Here is a 19,601-nt window from a genome sequence, read left to right on the forward strand (position 1 = left end):
GGATGCAGGCTGTCCGAAAACATGTCGACGAACGGGATGACGCACGTCGTTCAGAGTTATGCACAAGCGAAACTCCCACGCTTCCGACACAGAGGTCCCGGCTTCGAACCAATCGAGGGAGGACCAACAACCTCGATGCCAATTGTTTAGGGAACTTGCGTGGACGGCGGCAGTTTATTACGGTAAGTGTAACGTGACACAGCCAAATGCCTGTAGAAATACAACAATGCGGGGCTACGGCATTTTAGCGTTACGATGAGGGATGACGCGATTTTAACCGCCGAGTAACCTCGAGTAACGTTTGCGATATGACATCCGGTGCATCCGATCCCGCCATTGCGGTCCAGCGTGAGGTTTCCCGCGTGCTGGAGAGCGAGCTGCTCGCTCGCGCTCCATCGCAATCGCGTATCCTGGCGTTTTTGGGCCAGGTGGCCTCGACCGGATCGGGCGGTACGAGCCAGTATGCGATCGCGGTCGACGCCTTGGGCAAGAGCCATCAGTTCGACGAGAGTACCGACAGTTCGGTGCGGGTCCAGATCGGCCGACTGCGCAAGTCGCTGCTCGACTACTACCGGCTCCACCAGCCGGGGGACGGCCAGTGCCTCTATATCCGCAGCGGCGAATACCGGCTTCGGCTCGGTCCGCTACATATCGCCTATCCCGAGCTCGCACGGCCTGTAGCAGAGTCTTCGGCACCGACACCCGAACATGCCGGCGTCAGCGCCGATCCACCTGTGTTCCTTGCGGACAATAGCTCGGCTCAGACCGGTACCGCCGCGCCCGCGCAACAAGCCGGGCCTCCCGGTCGGCGCAGGTGGATTTATGCTGCCCTTGCGGTGCTTGTCCTGGCCCTTGGAGTCATACTCGTCTGGCAGTTGCGCTCCGGCACCGCATCGCCCGACGCGCCGGTGCTGCTCGCTCCTCCGGTTATCCAGAGCGAATTGCGCATCGTCAACAATCTGCGCAACCGGTTGGACGCCGAAGGCCTGGTCGATACGATCGAAGGCGACATCGACATGTTGCTGCAAAAGTCGATGATGAGCCGGTCCTCGGTCGGCGAAGGGGGAGGCAAGGACCGCTATCGCCTCCTCGTTTCGCTGACGCCGGGTCTGGACGAATCGGCTTCGATCTTCACCAGCCTGCGCGACGGGGACGGCAATCTGATTGCGGAAAACCTTCGGCCTGTCGCGCCTGAGGAGAACCTCAGGGCGGCGGTGAACGACGAAGTCGTGGGTATGGTCGCGCCGGCCGGCCCCCTCGGGGTCTTTCTGGCAGAACGATTGGCAAGTGGGCCGCGCAGTGCGTTCGAATGTTTCGTTGCGATCGAAAACCATCGTTCGGAAGGGAAATATGTCCTTCCCCCGCTCGAGCGATGCGAAGAGCGGTTCGGCGACAGCGAATACGGGGCCTATTTCGCAGCGCGAGGGATCGCCCGTTCCGTGCAGATGCTGAGGGCGCAAGGGCGCGAAGTCGAACGCGATTCGCGCGAGTGGGAACGCATTTCGGCAGTGTTGGCCCGTGAGCCGGAAGACCCGGTAGCCAATGCCGTGGCGGCGAAGATGCTGATCGGTGTCGGTGCCTGCCGCGAGGCGGAAGCCTTTGCGACGCGGGGCTTTTCACGCGGGAAGACCTATCCGGCGCTGGAGCTGTCGGTCATCGTCGATGCCTATGGCTGCGAACAGGCGCGCGACCTGCGTCCTTTCTGGGATGGCCGCATCGAGCGTCTTGCGCGGATCAACGCGGACCGCCGCAGCCCGCTGCTCGAAGCCCTCGTCCTGCTGAGCGCCATACTGGCCGACAAGGAGGACCTCGTGCGTCAGAGTGGCAGGGGGCAGTTTTCTGCGGAAGGTTTTTCCGAGCTTGGCCAATTCAACCGCGCGCTCGACAGCTATATCGCCGGGACGCTGACTGAAGCGCAGTTTAACATGATCGAGGCCGCCTTGCCCCGGCTGATCTGGAACGACGAGACCGTTGCGGCGATCGAAGCGAAGCTGGAACGCCAGCTTGCCCGGTAACGATCAGTCTTGCGGGACGGTGAAGGTCCCCGATACCCTGCCATTGCCTGTCGATACCGTCTCGCCGGTGACCGAAGAGGAACCGCTCGCGCGGCCGTCAACGCTCGACACCCCGCTGCGCAGGTCGATCACCAGCCGCCCTCCGCTGAGGTTGTCCGCCCCGCGGCGCAGGCGGACATTGCCCGCCATGGTGATGATCCGGCGGTTGAAATCATATACCGCCACATCGCCGCTCGCCGCTTCGTCGCCGCGCGTCACCTGCACCCCGCCGGTCGCGGTCATCCGCTGGATCTGGAGCGAACCGGCATCGCTGTAATTGATCACCATGCGGTTCGATTTTACGGTCAGTCCGGCCTGCCGCAGCGTGACGCTGCCCGACAGTGCGACGCGGTTCTGCCGGTCCTGCAGTTCGATCCGCCCGGCATCGAAATTGACCGGCGCGTTGGAATTGTGGCCGGCGATCGCCTGGGCACCGGCCTGAATCCCGGCGAAGGCGGCGGCGGTGACGGTAAAGCCGATCAGCGCGTTGCGCGCTGCGGTGCGGAGCTTCTCTTGCATCAGGGCATCCTCAGTTTGCCGGGGACCATGTTGAGGCGCGCCCGGCCTTCGAGCACGACGGTCCGCTGTTCCATATCGACTTCGAGCCGGTTGGCGGAGAAAGTTCCGGCCGGTACTGCGCCGTCGACCCCGCCATCGCCGGTCATCCGCTTGTTGCGCAGGTCGACCGAGACGCCGCTGACGCGCATGCGATAGCCGTCGGTCGCCTCCATCGTCACCGGACCGTTCACCTGCACCACCTCATGGTCGAGGTTGTAGATCCCTGTCGCCGCCTCGATCCGCGCCGGACCGCCGGACAGCATGACCCGCGCGAGCAGGTCCTCCATCCGCACGACCCCCTCGCGGCTCGACCGCTGCACCGCTTCGCCCGCGCTGAGCGAGAACGGGCGGCCCTGATTGTCCTCGCCGCGATAGAGCGCATTGTCGACCCGAAGCCGCTCGTCGATCACCTCGACCTTGTTGCGATCGAGCAGGAAGCTGATCTCGCCGCGCGGTGAAAGCGGGGTGATGACCATGAAGGCGGCGAGTACCCCGATCCCCATCGGCAACGCCTTGCCGAGGAAGCTCACCAGACGGTCGTGCGATCCGCCGGGCGCAGCGAAGTGCTGGCGCCTGCTGCGCCGCTCTATCGCTTCGTCGGTTTCGATGCGTCGCTTGATGACCATGGCGGCAGGCTAGGGACCCGTCCCTTACATGTGGCTGAAGATATCGTGCTCGGCCCAACCGGCGAGGTCGAGCCGCGCGCGGGTAGGCAGGAAATCGAAGCACGCCTGCGCCATTTCGGTCCGCCCCTCACGCGCGAGCCGGGTCACGAAGACATCGTGCAGGCGGTGGAGGTAACGCACGTCGCTGGCGGCGTAATCGCGCTGCGCGTCGTTGATTTCGGCCGCGCCCCAGTCGCTCGACTGCTGCGCCTTGGAGATGTTTTCGCCCAGCAGCTCGTCGACGATATACTTGAGGCCGTGGCGGTCGGTATAGGTGCGGGTCAGCTTGCTCGCGATCTTGGTGCAGAACACCGGCGCGGCGAGGACGCCGAGGTAGTGCTCGATCGCCGCGAGGTCGAAGCGGGCGAAATGGTACAGCTTGAGCCGCGCCGGATCGCCCAGCACCGCCTTGAGGTTGGGCGCATCGTAGCTGCTGCCGACCTTGAAACGGACGAGATGCTCGTCGCCCTGCCCGTCGCTGATCTGCACCACGCACAGCCGGTCGCGCGGGGTGACGAGGCCCATGGTTTCGGTATCGACCGCGATCGGCCCGGGCGCGAGCACGCCTGCGGGCAAGTCTTCTTCGTGAAAATGCACTGCCATAGGGCCCAGCCCTTAGGCCGATTGGGGATGGGAGGGAAGGGGCGCTGGCACGCCGCTGCGCGAGCGGGTAACTCGGCGGCGATGAGCGAGGCGATTCCCCCGAGCTGGAAGCCGGTGCTGGAGCCGGTCCTCGCCACCCCCGGGGCGCGGCAGCTGGGCGGATGGCTCAAGGCGGAGGAAGCGGCGGGCAAGCAGGTCTTCCCGCCGCGCGGGTGCCGCCTGCGCGCGCTGGAGCTGACGCCGCTCGACAGCGTGAAGGTCGTGATCCTCGGGCAGGATCCCTATCACGGGCCGGGTCAGGCGCACGGTCTGTGCTTTTCGGTGCCCGAAGCGGTCGCCATGCCGCCGTCGCTGGTCAATATCTACAAGGAACTGGCGAGCGATCTTGGCGTCACGCCGCCGGGGCATGGCAATCTCGAACACTGGGCGCGGCAGGGCGTGCTGCTGCTCAACAATGCGCTCACGGTCGAGGCGCACAGGGCCGGCAGCCATGCGGGCAAGGGTTGGGAGGCGATCACCGATGCCGTCGTCGCCGCGGTCGCAGCGCGCGAAGTTCCGACCGCCTTCGTGCTGTGGGGCAGCCATGCGCAGGGCAAGGCTGCGCGCATCCCGGCGATCGGCGAATCGGACCGGCATCTGGCGATCCGCAGCCCGCATCCCAGCCCGCTTTCGGCCTATCGCGGCTTCTTCGGGTCGAAGCCGTTCAGCCGGATCAACGCCTTTCTCGAAGCCCATGGTCAGGCGCCGATCGCGTGGTAGACAGGCGCGAATTGCGAGGGGAGCCCAGCGATGTCCGAAACCGTATTGTGTGAAGTCGCCGATGGCATTGCCACCGTAACCCTCAACCGCCCCGACGCGATGAACGCGCTGTCGAAGGCGCTACGGCACCGGTTGTTCGAAGTCATGACTGCGGTCGATGGCGACGCCGCCGTGCGCGCGGTCATCCTCACCGGCGCGGGCGAACGGGCGTTCACCGCCGGGCTCGACCTCAAGGAACTCGGATCGCAGCCGGGCGGGCTGGGTGCTGCCAATGCCGAAGGCGCGGACGAGAATCCGGTCAAGGCGATCGAACTGTGCCGCAAGCCGGTGATCGGGGCGATCAACGGGGTTGCCATTACCGGCGGGTTCGAGGTGGCGCTGGCCTGCGACGTGCTCATCGCCAGCACCAACGCGCGCTTCGCCGATACCCACGCGCGGGTTGGCATCTATCCCGGCTGGGGCCTCTCGCAAAAATTGAGCCGGATGATCGGCATCAGCCGCGCGAAGGAGCTGAGCTTCACCGGCAATTTCCTCGATGCCGAGACCGCGAAAGCGTGGGGCCTCGTCAACCATGTCGTCGCGCCGGACGAACTGCTGCCGCTCGCCCGCAAGCTCGCTGCCGACATGGCGACGATCGATCCGGCGTTCCTCGCCAACTACAAGCGGCTGATCGACGAGGGCTATGCCGCGACTTTCGCCGACGGGCTGGCGAGGGAAACCCGGCTGTCGAGCGCGGCCAACGCGAAGGTCACTCCGGAAGATGTCGAGGCGCGCCGCGCCGCCGTGCAACAGCGCGGACGCAGCCAATAGGGAGATTCGCATGCGCAAGGATTTGATCGGCACGGCGGCGCTCCTGCTCGCTTCGGTCGCGGGGTTCGCCGGATTTGCCGCAGCGCAGGATGCGCGGCCGAAATACGATCTCGGCCAGCCCTATATCGGCGGGCCGCTGCCTGCGGGCGAGGCGCTCGCCCCTCCGGTCCCGGCAGACGGATCGGCGCGCGCCTTGCGCGACGAGGCCGACAACGCCGCCTATCTCGCGCTCGCGGGCGGTGCCCGGTGGGAGCTGGCGGCGCGCGACGCCGATCTCGGGCCGGGCTGGTTCACCAAGGCATTTTCCTGCGCGGCGGGCCGCGTTGTCAGCGACAGCGACACGCCGCGTCTCGCGCAGCTCCTGCGCCGCGCCGGGACCGATTTCGGTATGTCGACCGGCGCGGTGAAGGACCGCTACATGCGCGCGCGCCCGTTCGCGGTGAACGGGGCAGCCAGCTGCACGCCGCAGGAGGAAGATGCACTGCGCGGCAACGGCTCCTACCCTTCGGGTCACGCCGCGATCGGCTATGGCACCGGGCTGGTGCTGGCCGCGGTCTTTCCGGAACGGGCGAGCGCGCTGGTCGCGCGGGGCCGCGCCTACGGCACCAGCCGCGCGGTGTGCAATGTCCACTGGACCAGCGATGTCGAGCAAGGGCAGGCGATCGCTGCGGCGACATTCGCCCGGCTGATGGCCGATCCTGCGTTCCGGGCCGATCTCGACGCCGCGAAACTGGAAGCGGAAAGCCTCGCCAGCGTCGGCACCGAGAATTTCGATTGCCCGGCCGAAGCCGCTGCGCTGGCGGAGGTGCGCTAGAAGCTGGCGGTCAGCCGCAGGCTCATGGTTATGCCGACGTCGCGGAAGGCAATCGCGCTGTCGACCACCTGAACGTCGGCGGTCAGGCGCAGCTCCTTGCTCAGGCCGTAGGTGTAGAACGCCTCGACCCCTTCCTCGTCCTCCAGCGGGAGGCGGGTGCGCAGGACATCGACCAGCTCGTCGGTGATCGAATAGCGGAAATAAGCCACGCCGAACTTGTCCTGCAACCGGAAGCGCGGATTGCCCGCGATGCCGATGAAGCCGCTGCGGTCGAGGAAGGTCGGGTCGCCGTTCGAGAAATACACCTGCCCGAACACGCCGATGCCCTTGCCCGGCGCATCGGCATATTCGGTGAGGAACTGCGCGAAGGCCAGCGTCGCGCTGAATTCGCCCTGGCGGTTGCCGAAGCTTGAGCCGGGGGCGGGGACCAGCACGGCGGGGAGCGATTCGGCGGCGATCTCGCTGCGGGTCGAGCCCGCCAGCTTGATCGCGTAATAGCCGCGCTTGCCGCCGATCTTCACGGGAAAGGTGACCGAACCGAGGAAGGCTACGCCCTTGCCGAAGGGATCCTCCAGCCCGGACTGGCGCGAGGAGGACACCGGATCGAACACCCACAGGCGGAACAATGCGTCCTTGGTCGGCACGTTGAGCAGCGCGCCGGTGATCGAACCGGGCACGATCGCGCTCGGCGGCAGCGCCATGGCAAGGTTCTGGAACCCCTCGTGCCCGCCGCCGCCCGACACCGGCAACTGGGTCGCGATATCAAGGATATTGACCTTGCCCACGGTCAGGCTGGTGCCGTTCTTCCAGGTCTTGGTGACGTTGACCGACAGGTCAAATACGTCGCCGTCACCGGGATAGAACAGCTGGGTGTTGGCCGGGATCAGCCCGATCGCGCCATTGGCGCTCTCGCCATATTTGAATTCGGGGTGGACATGCAGCTTGATGCTGTCGTCGAGGCCGAAGGCGCTGCCCTTGAGGTCGAGATAGGCATCGATCTTGCCGCCATAGCGCAAGGTTTCGGCGGCATCGCCCGACACCGGCAGGTCGAGGAATTGGGAGGCGATAAACTTGAGCGAGACCGGATCGGGCGGAGCAACCTTTGCCGGAGCTTGCGGCAGCGCGCCGATCCGTTCGCTGGTGCTCGGCTGGGGCGTCGGCAGTGTCTGTTGCGCCGTCTCGTCGAGCGGCGTCGCGTACTCGGCCCTATCTTCGGCTCTGGCCGGTGCCGCGACGAGCGCCAGGGCGCTCGCGAAGCAAGCGACTCGAGCTCTTGCGCGCTTGGTAAAGTGCGAACCCATCCCGGACGACCCCTTCGTCGGCACTGATTGTGCTTCGACCTGCAGAAATGAACTGGACCCGCGCCGATCCGAGGCATTGTAAGAAGGCGACAATCGGGGTCGAGCGCAAGCTATCGCGGCAAATCGGTCACACCCATCAGTGCCTCGTCGACCGCGCGGGCGCATTGCCGCCCTTCGCGGATCGCCCATACCACCAGGCTCTGCCCGCGCCGCATGTCGCCGCAGGCGAAGATCTGCGCTTCGCTGGTGGCGTAGTCGTCGGTGTTGGCCGCCACGTTGCCGCGCGCGTCGAGCGCGACCCCCGCCTTGTCGAGCAGCCCGCGCCGCTTCGGCCCGGTGAAGCCCATCGCGAGCAGGATGAGGTCGGCCTCGAGTACGAACTCACTCCCCTCGACTTCCTGCATCCGGCCGTCCTGCCATTCGATGCGCACACATTCGAGCCCGGTCACTTCGCCGCCTTCGCCGATCACGCGCTTGGCCAACACCGACCAGTCGCGGTTCGCGCCTTCTTCGTGGCTGGAGGACGTGCGCAGCTTGAGCGGCCAGTCCGGCCAGGTCAGCGCCTTGTCTTCCTTCTCCGGCGGCTTGGGCATTATTTCGAGCTGGGTGACCGAGGCCGCGCCCTGCCGGTTGCTGGTGCCGACGCAGTCGCTACCGGTGTCGCCGCCGCCGATCACGATCACATGCTTGCCGGTCGCGGTAAGGCTGCCACGCGGCGCGGCGCGCACCTCGTCGTCGCCCGCATTGCGCTTGTTTTGCTGGGTGAGGAACTCCATCGCCAGCCGCACGCCGGGCAATTCCGCCCCGGGGATTTCGAGCAACCGTGGCTCTTCCGCTCCGCCCGCCAGCACGATCGCGTCGAAATTCTCCTGCAGGGCCTTGAAGCTGACCTCGACGCCCACTTCGGCGCTGGTCTTGAAGGTCACCCCTTCGGCTTCCATCTGCACCGCGCGCCGGTTGATCAGGTGCTTTTCCATCTTGAAGTCGGGGATGCCGTAACGCAGCAACCCGCCGATCCGGTCGCTCTTTTCGAACACCGTGACCGCGTGGCCCGCGCGCGCGAGCTGCTGCGCGGCGGCGAGGCCTGCCGGGCCCGAACCGATAACCGCGACCGACTTGCCGGTCTGCTTCGCGGGCACCTGCGGCTTGATCCAGCCTTCCTGCCACCCGCGGTCGACGATCGCGCATTCGATGCTCTTGATCGTCACCGGCTGGTCGGAAATGTTGAGCGTGCAGCTCGCCTCGCACGGCGCGGGGCAGATGCGCCCGGTGAACTCGGGGAAGTTGTTGGTCGAATGGAGCACGTCGAGCGCGTTCTTCCAGTCGCCTTCATAGACCAGGTGGTTCCAGTCCGGGATGATGTTGTTCACCGGGCAGCCGTTGTGGCAGTATGGAATGCCGCAATTCATGCAGCGGCTGGCCTGCGCGCGCAGCGCATCCTCCGCCGGCGGGATGACGAATTCCTTGTAGTTCTTCAGCCGCTCCTGCGGATCGAGATAATCCCGGTCGCGCCGGTCGAGTTCGAGGAAGCCTGTTTCCTTGCCCATTCAATCAAACCCTGAACAAAAGTCGTCATTGCGAGCGAAGCGAAGCAATCCAGAACGGGATCGCGCGCCGCTGTGGATTGCCGCGTCGCCTTGCGGCTCCTCGCAATGACGGAAGAGGATGATACTCACTCCGCCGCCACGCTCGCGGCTTCGGTGCGCTCGGCCTCGAGTGCCTGCAGGGCCGTCCGGTAGTCCTTCGGCATTACCAGCACGAACTTCGCGAGTGCCGCGTCCCAATCCGCCAGCAGCTCAGCCGCACGGGCCGAACCGGTGTGCAGCTTGTGCCGTTCGACCAGGATTTTCAGCCGCTCGGCGTGGTGGCGCAGCATGTCGCCCATGCCGAGATCGTTGACCCCGACCGGGCGCTGCTTCGGCCGTCCGGTGCCTTCGTCGGCATCGGGTGCTGGCGAGATCGCCTCCAGATCGACTTGCGCCCGGTTGCACAGCTGCGCGAAGCGGCCGTCGGGGTCGTAGACATAGGCTACCCCGCCGCTCATCCCGGCGGCGAAGTTGCGCCCGGTTGTGCCGAGCACGCAGACCACACCGCCGGTCATGTATTCACAGCCGTGGTCGCCGGTGCCCTCGACCACCGCCACCGCGCCGGAATTGCGCACCGCGAAACGCTCGCCCGCGACGCCGTTGAAATAGGCCTCGCCCGAGATCGCGCCGTAAAGCACCGTATTCCCGACGATGATGTTCTGCGTCGGCTCGCGCCCGGTGCCCTCGGGCTGGCGCACGATGATCCGCCCGCCCGACAGCCCCTTGCCGACATAGTCGTTGGCATCACCCGTCAGGCTCAGCGTCACGCCATGCGCCAGCCATGCCCCGAAGCTCTGCCCTGCGACGCCGTTGAAGTTGACCCGGATGGTATCGGGCGAAAGGCCCGCATGGCCATGCGCCTTGGCGACCTCGCCCGACAGCATCGCGCCGACGGTGCGGTTGACGTTGCGGATGCTGCGCGACAGCTCGACCGGCTGGCCGGACCTGATGCTCGGCAGGCACGCTTCGATCAGCTCGTTGTCGAGCGCGCCGCCGAGCCCGTGATCCTGCGTTTCCGTCTGATGCAGCCCGTGGCCCTCGGCCGGTGCGACCGGGTGCAGGATGCGCGTGAGATCGACCCCATGCGCCTTCCAGTGGCGTTCGACCCTGCGCATGTCGATCCGGTCGACCCGGCCGATCATTTGCTCGACCGTGCGGAAACCCATCTCAGCCATGATCCGGCGCAGTTCCTCGGCGACGAAGAACATGTAGTTGACCACATGCTCCGGCTGGCCGGTGAAGCGCTTGCGCAGCACCGGGTCCTGCGTCGCGACGCCGACCGGGCAGGTGTTGAGGTGGCACTTGCGCATCATGATGCAGCCCGCCGCGATCAGCGGGGCGGTGGCGAAGCCGAACTCGTCCGCGCCGAGCAGCGCGCCGATCGCGACATCGCGCCCGGTGCGCAGGCCGCCGTCGACCTGCACCGAAATGCGGCTGCGCAAATCGTTGAGCAGCAGCGTCTGCTGGGTCTCGGCGAGACCGATTTCCCACGGCGATCCGGCGTGGGTCAGGCTGGTCAGCGGGGATGCGCCGGTGCCGCCCTCGTAACCCGAAATGGTGACATGGTCGGCCTTGCACTTGGAAACGCCTGCCGCGACGGTGCCGACGCCGACCTCGCTCACCAGCTTGACCGAAATCCGCGCCGCCGGGTTCACGTTCTTGAGATCGTGGATCAGCTGCGCGAGGTCTTCGATCGAATAGATGTCGTGATGCGGCGGGGGCGAGATCAGGCCCACGCCCGGGGTCGAATGGCGCACCGCGCCGATCCGCTTGTCGACCTTGTGGCCGGGCAGCTGGCCGCCTTCGCCGGGCTTCGCGCCCTGCGCCATCTTGATCTGGATATCGTCCGAATTGACCAGATATTCGGTGGTCACCCCGAAGCGGCCTGAGGCCACCTGCTTGATCCGGCTGCGCATCGTGTCGCCATTGGGCAGCGGGCGGAACCGTTCGGGTTCCTCTCCGCCTTCGCCGGTGTTCGAGCGGCCGCCGATGCGGTTCATCGCGATCGCCAGCGTCGAATGCGCTTCGTGGCTGATCGATCCGAAACTCATCGCGCCGGTACTGAAGCGTTTGACGATCTCGACCGCCGGCTCAACCTCGTCGAGCGGCACGGGCTTGTCGCCCGGCTTCAGTCCCATCAGCCCGCGGATCGTCAGCAGCCGTTCGGACTGCTCGTTGATCGATCGGGCGAATTCCTCGTAATTCTTCGGATCGTTGCCGCGCACCGCGTGCTGCAATTGCGCGACGTTGGAAGGGGTCCATGCGTGGTCCTCGCCGCGCAGGCGGTACTGGTAGATCCCGCCGACATCGAGCATCCCCCGGTAAAGCGGATTGTCGCCATAGGCGAGCGCGTGGCGGCGCACCGCCTCTTCGGCGACCTCGATCAGGCCGATGCCTTCGATGGTCGTCGCGGTGCCGCAGAAATAGGCATCGACCAGCTCGCTCGACAGGCCCACCGCGTCGAAGATCTGCGCCCCGCAATAGGACTGGTAGGTCGAGATGCCCATCTTGGACATCACCTTGAGGATGCCCTTGCCGACCGCCTTGACGTAGTTCGCCTGCACCTCGCGCGCGGTCAGCTCGGGGAACTTGCGGGCGCGCAGGTCCTCCAGCGTCTCGAACGCGACATAGGGGTTGATCGCCTCTGCGCCGTAGCCCGCCAGCACGCAGAAATGATGCACCTCGCGCGCTTCGCCGGTCTCGACCACGAGGCCGGTCTGCATGCGGAGGCCCTGCCGCACCAGGTGGTGGTGCACCGCGGCGGTCGCCAGCGCGGCGGGCATCGGGATCCGGTCCGGCCCCTGCGCGCGGTCGCTCAGCACCAGGATATTGTGATCCTGCAGCACCGCCTCGGTCGCCGCCCAGCACATTTCCTTCAGCGCCATGCGCAGGCCTTTGGCACCGCGCGCGGCGTTCCAGGTGATGTCGATCGTCTCGGTGCGGAACGCTCCGTCGAGCGCCGCCTCGACCGAGCGGATCTTGGCCAGATCGCTGTTGGTCAGGATCGGCTGGCTGACCTCGAGCCGCTTGTGCGTCCCCGCATCGCGGCCGAGCAGATTGGGGCGCGGGCCGATTATCGACAGCAGGCTCATCACCAGCTCCTCGCGGATCGGGTCGATCGGCGGATTGGTCACCTGCGCGAAGTTCTGCTTGAAATAGTCGTACAGCAGGCGGCTCTTGTTGGAGAGCACCGCGATCGGCGTGTCGGTGCCCATCGAACCGATCGGATCGTCCGCATTCTGCGCCATCGGCTCGAGGAAGCGGGAGATATCCTCCTGCGTGTAGCCGAAGGCCTGCTGCCGATCGAGCAGGGTGGTGGTGTGTTCGGGAACCTCGGACAGCTCGGGCTCGATCGTGTCGAGATCTTCCAGCTTGTATTGCGTCTGGTCGAGCCACTTCTCGTAAGGGTGCGCGGCGGCGAGATCGGCCTTCAGTTCGGCATCCTCGACGATGCGGCCTTCCTCCAGATCGATCAGCAGCATCTTGCCCGGCTGCAGGCGCCATTTTCGGGTGATGTCTGCTTCCGCGAACGGCAGCACGCCGCTTTCCGACGACAGGCAGACCAGCCCGTCCTTCGTCACGCAATAGCGCGCGGGCCGCAGGCCATTGCGGTCGAGGCAGGCACCGATCTGGCGGCCGTCGGTGAAGCACACCGCCGCCGGCCCGTCCCACGGCTCCATCAGCGCGGCATGGTATTCGTAGAACGCGCGGCGCGCCGGGTCGATCAGCGGGTCCTTGGCCCAGGCTTCGGGCATCAGCATCATCATCGCGTGGCTGAGGCTGAAACCGCCCGCCAGCAGCAGCTCGAGCGCATTGTCGAGGCAGGCGGTATCCGACTGGCCATGCGGAATGAGCGGCCACATCTTGTCGAGATCGACGCCGAGCAGTTCGCTTTCCATCGTCCGGCGGCGGGCGTTCATCCAGTTCACATTGCCGCGCACCGTGTTGATTTCGCCATTGTGCGCCATGAAGCGGTAAGGGTGCGCCAGCCGCCAGCTGGGGAAGGTGTTGGTGCTGAAGCGCTGGTGGACCAGCCCAAGCGCAGAGGTGCAATCGGGATCGCGCAAATCGTCGTAGAACGAACCGACCTGGTTCGCCAACAGCAGTCCCTTGTACACAATGGTTCGGCTGGACATGCTCGGGATGTAGGTTTGCACCAGCTCGGGCAGATCGTGCTTGTCAGCCAGCCGCGCGAGCGGGTTGAGGGTCTGCTTGCGGATCACGATCAGCTTGCGCTCGAACGCATCCTGGTCGGCGCAGTTCTCGCCGCGCGCAACGATGCACTGGCGCATCACCGGCATGCTCTCGATCACCGCCTTGCCGAGCCCGTCGAGCGTCGTCGGCACGTCGCGCCAGCCGACCAGTCGCTGGCCTTCCTTGGCGATGAACTTCTCGAGCTGCTCGGACACGAAGGCGCGCGCATCTTCGTCCTGCGGCAGGAAGCACTGCGCCACGGCATATCCGCCCGGAGCTGGCAGATCGTGCCCTTCGGCATCCGCCCAATTGCGGATCAGCTTGTCCGGCACCTGCAGCAGGATGCCCGCCCCGTCACCCAGCAGCGGATCGGCGCCCACCGCGCCGCGATGGTCGAGATTGGCGAGGATTTCGAGCGCCTGACGGATGATCGCGTGCGATTTTTCGCCCGCGATATGCGCAACCATGCCGACGCCGCAGGCATCATGCTCGTTGCGCGGATCGTAAAGACCCCCAGTGCCAAGGCGTTCGCGAGCCTCGTAACCCATCCAAAAACCCCATCGTGTCAGGTGCCGCAACGCCCTGCGAAGGTCGCTCAGGCAACGAAACGCGGCGAATCGTGCCGCCACGCGCAGCAAAACTGTCGTGAACGGCTGTCATGACGACAGGATGTGATTTTTGCAACTGCGAAGGGGCAAGATATCGTATGCACGGCCCTAGCTGGGTTAGGGCCGGCGGAGCGCCTGCGAAGGGCGAGGAGCAGCTATCCCGCGCCCGACATCCGCTGCAGCTTCTCCAGCGCTTCGCGCAGTGCGCGTTCGGTTTCACCCGCGTTAGCGGGCGAGGCGGGCCTCGCACCAGCGACGGAACCTTCCGAAGGTGCGTCGAACGGCCGCATGGTCGTGGCAACCGCTGGCGGCCATGTCGGAGTGGAGAGTGCGTCGCGCGACGGGCCGTCGCTGGCCGGTTCCGCCCTGCGGTTCTCCTGACCGGGGAACACCACCACCGGTTCCTGAACCGCTGCGGATTCTTCGTCCTCGATCCGCACGAAAGGCTGCGGCGAGCCGAAGCGGCCCTTCATGCTGAGCAGCGAGGGGTAGGAGCCGTGCTCGCTCTCGTACTCGTCCTCGGCGGGAACTTCATCGGCCGCCCGCAGCGGTTGCCCCGCTGGCGGCAAGCCGGTGCCCAGTCTCGGGAAAGAGAGGTCGAGAGTATCGCCCTCGTCCTCCGGCTCTTCGGTGTGCTCGGCAAAAGCACGCAGCGCCTGCGGCATTCGAGGAATCTCCTGACCGCTCTGCGGCAGCGCGGCGGAGACCGGCGTAGAAGCAGCCTGTGCCGCACTGGTTTGTTCAGGTGCCGGTTCGGCAGCACCCAGAGTGGCTGCAGCAGGTTGGCGCCGGAACACCATCGGTTGTTCGCTTGCGGGCACTGCAGGCATTGCCACCGGTTGAGGGGCCACGAAGGTTGGCGCAGACGTGTGCGGCTGCACAGCGACCTGAGCCGTCATGGATACCGGCATGGCGAAGGGTTCTGCCCTCTGAGAAGGCGAAACTGCCTGGGCGGCCTGCGGGATCGGAGCGGCGAAGGCGGCGGCAGCAAAGGGCTGTTCCGGTGCCTTCAGCGCATGGCGCGACTGCTGCGAGCTTTGCAGGGCGCGGGCAAAACGTTCGACCAGTTCGACCATTCCGAGCCCTTGCAGCCCGCTGTTATGGCCGATCGATGCGGCCGTTGCGGGCTCTGCGAAAGCCGGTGACGGCGCGCTGATCGCGGGTTCGGGCGCTGCCTGTTCGTGCGGCGCGAAGCCCGCCAGGGGATTGTAGGAAGGCACGCCGGCGGGCTGGTCGCTGCTATTCATGGCGGAAAGGTCCTCGTGGTGCGGGTCCGGCGATGCGCCGGTTGGTGCAGGCGACGCGGGGGCTGCTTCGAAAGGCCGATCGACCGCAGGCTGCTGGGGTTCCTCGGCAGCGAAGGTTTGCGCCGGTGCGCTATCTGGAATGGCTGACACTGCCGACTGTGCGGAATCGTTGCCTTCCGTCATGCGCAGGCGCAGCGTCGCGAAGATATCGTCCGTTTCCGCTTCGGCATGTTCTCCGTCGGATTCGGTGAAATCGCCCAAGTCGAGCGCCGTCTTGCCGGCGAAAGGCTCGCGATCGTCCTGCGGATCGAAAGCGGCATGTCCGCCGGGAAGCGGGGCATGATCAAGAAATTCGCTTCGTTCGCTCTCGTCGGTCACCGAGAGGGCGCGCCTTCGCCCCGCTAGTCGGGCAGGAGCCCGGTCGGGCTCATTTGCCGTGAAAGAGCCGACAGCGGCGTCGAAACTGTCGCTGCCGAGTTCCTCGCGGGCCGATATCGGTCGCTTGGGATTTGCTGCTTCCGCATGCTCATCGCGGACGGACTCGCGTCGACGCGGTTCCTTGGCCGTGCCGGACGCACCCACGACCTTACGAGCGAGGAACAGCCCGATGCCGGCACCGAACAGCGAGGCAACCAGCGCGATCGAAATCCGGGCGGTCGGGCCGAGCGGCGGCGCGGCCGCCGGTATCAAGCTGGCGATTCCCGTGGCGGAGAACAGCATCTCGAACAGCACGACCGGTACAACGAGGCAGCCGAGGCCGAGCAGCGCCGCAAACCATAGCGCCACCACGGCCGGAAAGGCGGGATGGGCGCTGATCGACGCCGGATTGGCGGCCTTGGCTTTGCTTGTGCTCACTGCGGGGCTTCCCCTGTTCCGCGGTTCCTGCCCGGTGCCTACGCGGCGGCGGACATTCCCCCATTCGGACCATGGGCTAGCAAATGATGGTAAACGCTTTGATAACGATGAACGTTCTTCGCCCAGTCGTGCTTGTCGGCGACGTGGCGTCGGGCCCGGGCGCGCATGCCATCCCAGTCGCCGCGCCGTTCGATCAGCGATGAAAGCGCCGCTGCACAACCTGCCGGATCGTCCGCCGGGAAAAGCATGCCGGAGACTCCGTCCTCGATCAGCTCGCGGTGGCCTCCGACGTCCGACGCGGCGACGATGCGGCATTGCGCCATCGCCTCGAGCGGCTTCAAGGGGGTGACGAGATCGGTCAGGCGGCTGCGCTTGCGCGGATAGGCGAGCACGTCGATCAACGAGTAATATCGCTCGACTTCGTGATGCGGGACGCGGCCGGTGAAGATGATCGCATCGCGTGCGGGAGAAGCCTCGACCTGCGCCTTCAGCGCATCCTCGCGCGGACCGCCGCCGACCAGCAGAAGACGTGCGCCGGGCTGGCGCTCGCGCAGCAGCGGCATGGCCGCGACCAGATCGTCGAGCCCCTCGTAGTCGTAGAAGCTGCCGATGAAGCCGATTACCGGCTCGCTGTCGACAATGCCGAGTTCGGCGGCCAGCGCATCGTCGCGCGGCGGCGGATCGCCGAACAGCGCGAGATCCACCCCGTTGGGCGAAATGCCGATCTTGCCGCCGTCGAAGCCGCGAGCGACCAGGTCGTCGCGCAACCCGTTGCAGATGGTGAACACCGCGTCCGCGCCGCCGACGACGTGGTTTTCCATCGCGCGGGTCAGGCGGTATTTGACCGACCCTTCGCGTCCGGTGCCGTTGCCGACTGCGGCATCTTCCCAGAAGGCGCGGATCTCGTAGACCAGCGGAATGCCGAGCCTTCGCGCAGCGGCCAGGCCCGCTTCGCCGCACAATGCAGGCGAATGCGCGTGGAGCACGTCGGGCCGCCACTCCGCCGCCAGCGCCTCGATCGCCTTCGCCAGCGCGGAAATCTCGCGCCATTCGCGCAAGCCCGCAGGGCCCGATGCCTCGCCATGCGTCCGATGGAAGGTCAGGCCATCGACCTCCTCGACGGATGGCCCGTCATGCGCATGGCGCAGCCCGGTAATCCCGCGCACCTCGATCCCGGCCGCCTGCTGGGCTTTCAGGATCGCGCGCGTGCGGAAGGTATAGCCGCTGTGCAGCGGCAGCGAATGGTCGAGGATATGGAGCACCCGGGTCATGGCGCGCAGTCTTGCCACAACAGGCTTAACGCCGCGTCAACCGCTGGCTGGTAACGACGGTGTACTGGTTTCGCCGCAAAGGCCCTGCACTCCGCCGTGATCGACTATTTCGCCCTCGCCCTGACGCATGCGCTGATCCTGCTCGCGCTGGTGCGGATCGTCGGCCGTGCCGATCTCGATCACGAAGACGAGCTCGACGACGGGCCCAAAGCGGTGCGCAAACGCGCCGACAAGACGGGCGAGGCGGGCATCGATGCTTGACCTTGCGCTGTTCGCGTTCCTGATCGCCTTTGTCGCGATCGGCTTCCGCCGCCCCTTTGTGTGGGTGCTGGCCTATCTCTATGTCGATATCCTTGCGCCGGGGAAGATGGGGTGGACGCTGATGCCGTCGATCCAGCCTTCGCTGCTGACCTTCATTGCCGCCTTCGCCGGCTGGCTGCTGACCGATCCCAAGCATGGCAGCCGCTTCACCCTGCGGCAGGGCATCATGCTCGCGCTGCTGCTCTATTGCATGTGGACCACCGGTAATGCCGACTTCCCCGAATTCGCCGCGACCAAGTGGGAATGGGTGTGGAAGGCGCTGTTCTTCGCCATCTTCCTGCCGCTGACGATCACCACAAGGACCCGGCTCGAAAGCGCGTTGCTGGTGATGGTGCTGACCGTCGGCGCGATCATCATCAGCGCGGGGATCAAGGTCGTGCTCGGAGGCGGCGGCTACGAGAACGACCTGTTCTTCGTCAACGACAACAGCGGGCTCTACGAAAGCTCGACGCTGGCGACGGTGGCGGTCTGCATCATCCCCATCGTGCTGTGGTTCAACAAATATGGCACCGTCTTCCTGCCCGACTGGCGGGTGAAGCTGTTCTCCGCCGGGCTGATCTTCGCCTGCCTGCTGATGCCGGTCGGCACCGAGGCACGCACCGGGCTGGTGTGCATCGCGGTGCTGCTGGTGCTCGCGCTGCGCGACGTCAAGCGGCGGCTGACCTTCATCGTCGCCGGCGCAACGCTCGGGCTGGTCGCGTTGCCGTTCCTGCCGCCGAGTTTCTACGAGCGCATGTCGACCCTCTCCAGCGCCGATGGCGACGAATCGGCTTCGACCCGGGTCGCGGTGTGGGAGTGGACGATCGATTACGTCACCGAGAATCCCACCGGCGGCGGGTTCGACGCCTTCCGCGGCAACAAGTTCACCTACAAGATGCCGGTGCGCGAGAAGCAGGGGAACACCGAAGCGGTCGAATACCAGGAAGTGACCGACGAAGCGCGCGCCTATCACTCGGCGGTGTTCGAGATGCTCGGCGAGCAGGGTTATCCCGGCCTCGCCTTGTGGCTGTGGCTCCACGCGCTCGGCCTGTGGCAGATGGAACGGTTGCGACGGCGCTGGCGCAAGCGGCTCAAGCTGGGCGAGGCCGAAGGGCGTGAATGGATCGCCCCGCTGGCGACCGCGCTGCAGTATTCGCAGATCGTCTATCTGGTCGGCTCGCTGTTCCAGGGCATCGCCTACCAGCCCTTCGTGCTGATGATCGTCGGCCTGCAATGCGCCCTGTGGAGCTATTGCAAGCGGATCGATTCGCACGAAGCGCGCGAACGCCGTGCGATGCGTGCCGCTTCGAACCCGATTCCGGCGGGCGATGCCGTAACGGCAGGTTGACGTAAACGGAAAGCGCGTTGCGCTGAGCGCCGTCATGGGCCATGAAGCCGCCAGTTTTTCACACTCGGCGACCAGGAGAGGCCAATGACCCCGCAGGAACTCGCAGCCAAGACCGGCGAACATATCGGCACCAGCGAATGGGTGGAGATGAGCCAGGAGCGCATCAACATGTTCGCCGATGCGACCGGCGACCACCAGTTCATTCACATCAACGAAGAAGCCGCCAAGATGACCCCGTTCGGCGGCACCATCGCGCATGGCTTTCTGACCCTGTCGATGATCCCCTATCTCGGCGCCAATTCGGACACGCCCAAGATCGACGGGGTGAAGATGGGCGTCAACTACGGCGGCAACAAAACGCGCTTCATCTCGCCGGTGCGCAGCGGCAAGCGGATTCGCGGCCACTGGAAGCTGCTCGAAATGGTCGAGAAGCGCCCCGGCCAGTGGCAGCAGACCTGCGAGATCACCATCGAGATCGAAGGCGAGGACAAGCCCGCGCTGATCTGCGAATGGATCACCCAGCTGTTTGTTTGATTTAGGGGGCGGCACCAGCCCACTCCCCCACCCGACCACCCAAAGGTTACCCCTAGGTTCTGGGTGGTCGGGTGGGGGAGTGGGCTGGTGCCGC

15 protein-coding genes are annotated in these 19,601 nt (G+C 66.0%); 7 read left to right on the forward strand and 8 right to left on the reverse strand.

Annotated elements, in window-relative coordinates; translation table 11 throughout:
* Nucleotides 1-308 precede the first annotated feature (308 nt).
* Nucleotides 309-2,015, forward strand: a complete 1,707-nt coding sequence (locus tag NSO95_RS00780) for a hypothetical protein (RefSeq protein WP_257594231.1) — start codon at nucleotides 309-311, stop codon at nucleotides 2,013-2,015.
* Nucleotides 2,016-2,018: 3 nt separating this feature from the next.
* Here NSO95_RS00780 and NSO95_RS00785 read toward each other — a convergent pair whose 3' ends face one another.
* From NSO95_RS00785 to NSO95_RS00795, 3 genes are read right to left on the reverse strand one after another with little or no spacing between them, the layout of a single operon-like run.
* Nucleotides 2,019-2,573: an LptA/OstA family protein gene (locus NSO95_RS00785; protein WP_257594232.1), complete on the reverse strand. Its 555-nt coding sequence runs from the start codon at nucleotides 2,571-2,573 to the stop codon at nucleotides 2,019-2,021.
* Entirely contained in the window at nucleotides 2,573-3,238 is a 666-nt protein-coding gene (gene lptC, locus NSO95_RS00790; protein ID WP_257594233.1) for an LPS export ABC transporter periplasmic protein LptC, read from the reverse strand. Before lptC ends, NSO95_RS00785 begins: the two co-directional genes overlap by 1 nt.
* Before the next feature lie 24 nt (nucleotides 3,239-3,262).
* On the reverse strand, nucleotides 3,263-3,880 hold the full coding sequence (locus NSO95_RS00795) for a ribonuclease D (protein WP_257594234.1): 618 nt from the start codon (nucleotides 3,878-3,880) through the stop codon (nucleotides 3,263-3,265).
* An 81-nt stretch (nucleotides 3,881-3,961) separates the two neighbouring features.
* On the opposite strand from NSO95_RS00795, the gene ung reads away from it, so the two are divergent.
* The 3 genes from ung to NSO95_RS00810 are packed head-to-tail and all read left to right on the forward strand — an operon-like array spanning nucleotide 3,962 to nucleotide 6,263.
* On the forward strand, nucleotides 3,962-4,639 hold the full coding sequence (gene ung / locus NSO95_RS00800; protein ID WP_257594235.1) for a uracil-DNA glycosylase: 678 nt from the start codon (nucleotides 3,962-3,964) through the stop codon (nucleotides 4,637-4,639).
* 30 nt (nucleotides 4,640-4,669) lie between these two features.
* Nucleotides 4,670-5,449: an enoyl-CoA hydratase gene (locus tag NSO95_RS00805; protein ID WP_257594236.1), complete on the forward strand. Its 780-nt coding sequence runs from the start codon at nucleotides 4,670-4,672 to the stop codon at nucleotides 5,447-5,449.
* A gap of 10 nt (nucleotides 5,450-5,459) precedes the next feature.
* On the forward strand, nucleotides 5,460-6,263 hold the full coding sequence (locus NSO95_RS00810; protein WP_257594237.1) for an acid phosphatase: 804 nt from the start codon (nucleotides 5,460-5,462) through the stop codon (nucleotides 6,261-6,263).
* Here NSO95_RS00810 and NSO95_RS00815 read toward each other — a convergent pair.
* From NSO95_RS00815 to NSO95_RS00835, 5 genes are all read right to left on the reverse strand, one after another.
* Nucleotides 6,260-7,564 carry a carbohydrate porin gene (locus NSO95_RS00815; protein WP_257594238.1) on the reverse strand — a complete coding sequence of 435 codons (1,305 nt, stop codon included), beginning with the start codon at nucleotides 7,562-7,564 and terminating at the stop codon, nucleotides 6,260-6,262. The two genes, NSO95_RS00810 and NSO95_RS00815, sit on opposite strands and share 4 nt — an antisense overlap.
* A gap of 110 nt (nucleotides 7,565-7,674) precedes the next feature.
* Nucleotides 7,675-9,111 carry a glutamate synthase subunit beta gene (locus NSO95_RS00820; RefSeq protein ID WP_257594239.1) on the reverse strand — a complete coding sequence of 479 codons (1,437 nt, stop codon included), beginning with the start codon at nucleotides 9,109-9,111 and terminating at the stop codon, nucleotides 7,675-7,677.
* Between the two features lie 125 nt (nucleotides 9,112-9,236).
* Nucleotides 9,237-13,892: a glutamate synthase large subunit gene (gene gltB, locus NSO95_RS00825; protein WP_257594240.1), complete on the reverse strand. Its 4,656-nt coding sequence runs from the start codon at nucleotides 13,890-13,892 to the stop codon at nucleotides 9,237-9,239.
* 215 nt (nucleotides 13,893-14,107) lie between these two features.
* A complete protein-coding gene (locus NSO95_RS00830) occupies nucleotides 14,108-16,054 on the reverse strand; it encodes a hypothetical protein (protein WP_257594241.1) in 1,947 nt (648 codons plus the stop codon).
* A gap of 38 nt (nucleotides 16,055-16,092) precedes the next feature.
* Nucleotides 16,093-17,325 carry a TIGR04063 family PEP-CTERM/XrtA system glycosyltransferase gene (locus NSO95_RS00835; RefSeq protein ID WP_257594242.1) on the reverse strand — a complete coding sequence of 411 codons (1,233 nt, stop codon included), beginning with the start codon at nucleotides 17,323-17,325 and terminating at the stop codon, nucleotides 16,093-16,095.
* A gap of 96 nt (nucleotides 17,326-17,421) precedes the next feature.
* Here NSO95_RS00835 and NSO95_RS00840 point away from each other — a divergent pair, with 96 nt between their 5' ends.
* From NSO95_RS00840 to NSO95_RS00850, 3 genes are all read left to right on the forward strand, one after another.
* Nucleotides 17,422-17,586 carry a hypothetical protein gene (locus NSO95_RS00840; protein WP_257594243.1) on the forward strand — a complete coding sequence of 55 codons (165 nt, stop codon included), beginning with the start codon at nucleotides 17,422-17,424 and terminating at the stop codon, nucleotides 17,584-17,586.
* Nucleotides 17,579-18,973 carry a DUF5935 domain-containing protein gene (locus NSO95_RS00845; RefSeq protein ID WP_257594244.1) on the forward strand — a complete coding sequence of 465 codons (1,395 nt, stop codon included), beginning with the start codon at nucleotides 17,579-17,581 and terminating at the stop codon, nucleotides 18,971-18,973. The genes NSO95_RS00840 and NSO95_RS00845 overlap by 8 nt, the downstream gene beginning before the upstream one ends.
* Nucleotides 18,974-19,057: 84 nt before the next feature.
* The gene (locus tag NSO95_RS00850) at nucleotides 19,058-19,507 is read left to right on the forward strand and encodes a MaoC family dehydratase (protein ID WP_257594245.1); all 450 of its coding nucleotides are present in this window, start codon (nucleotides 19,058-19,060) and stop codon (nucleotides 19,505-19,507) included.
* Nucleotides 19,508-19,601 lie beyond the last annotated feature (94 nt).

This window comes from Parerythrobacter lacustris (assembly GCF_024626475.1).
GTDB classification, from domain to species: domain Bacteria; phylum Pseudomonadota; class Alphaproteobacteria; order Sphingomonadales; family Sphingomonadaceae; genus Parerythrobacter_A; species Parerythrobacter_A lacustris.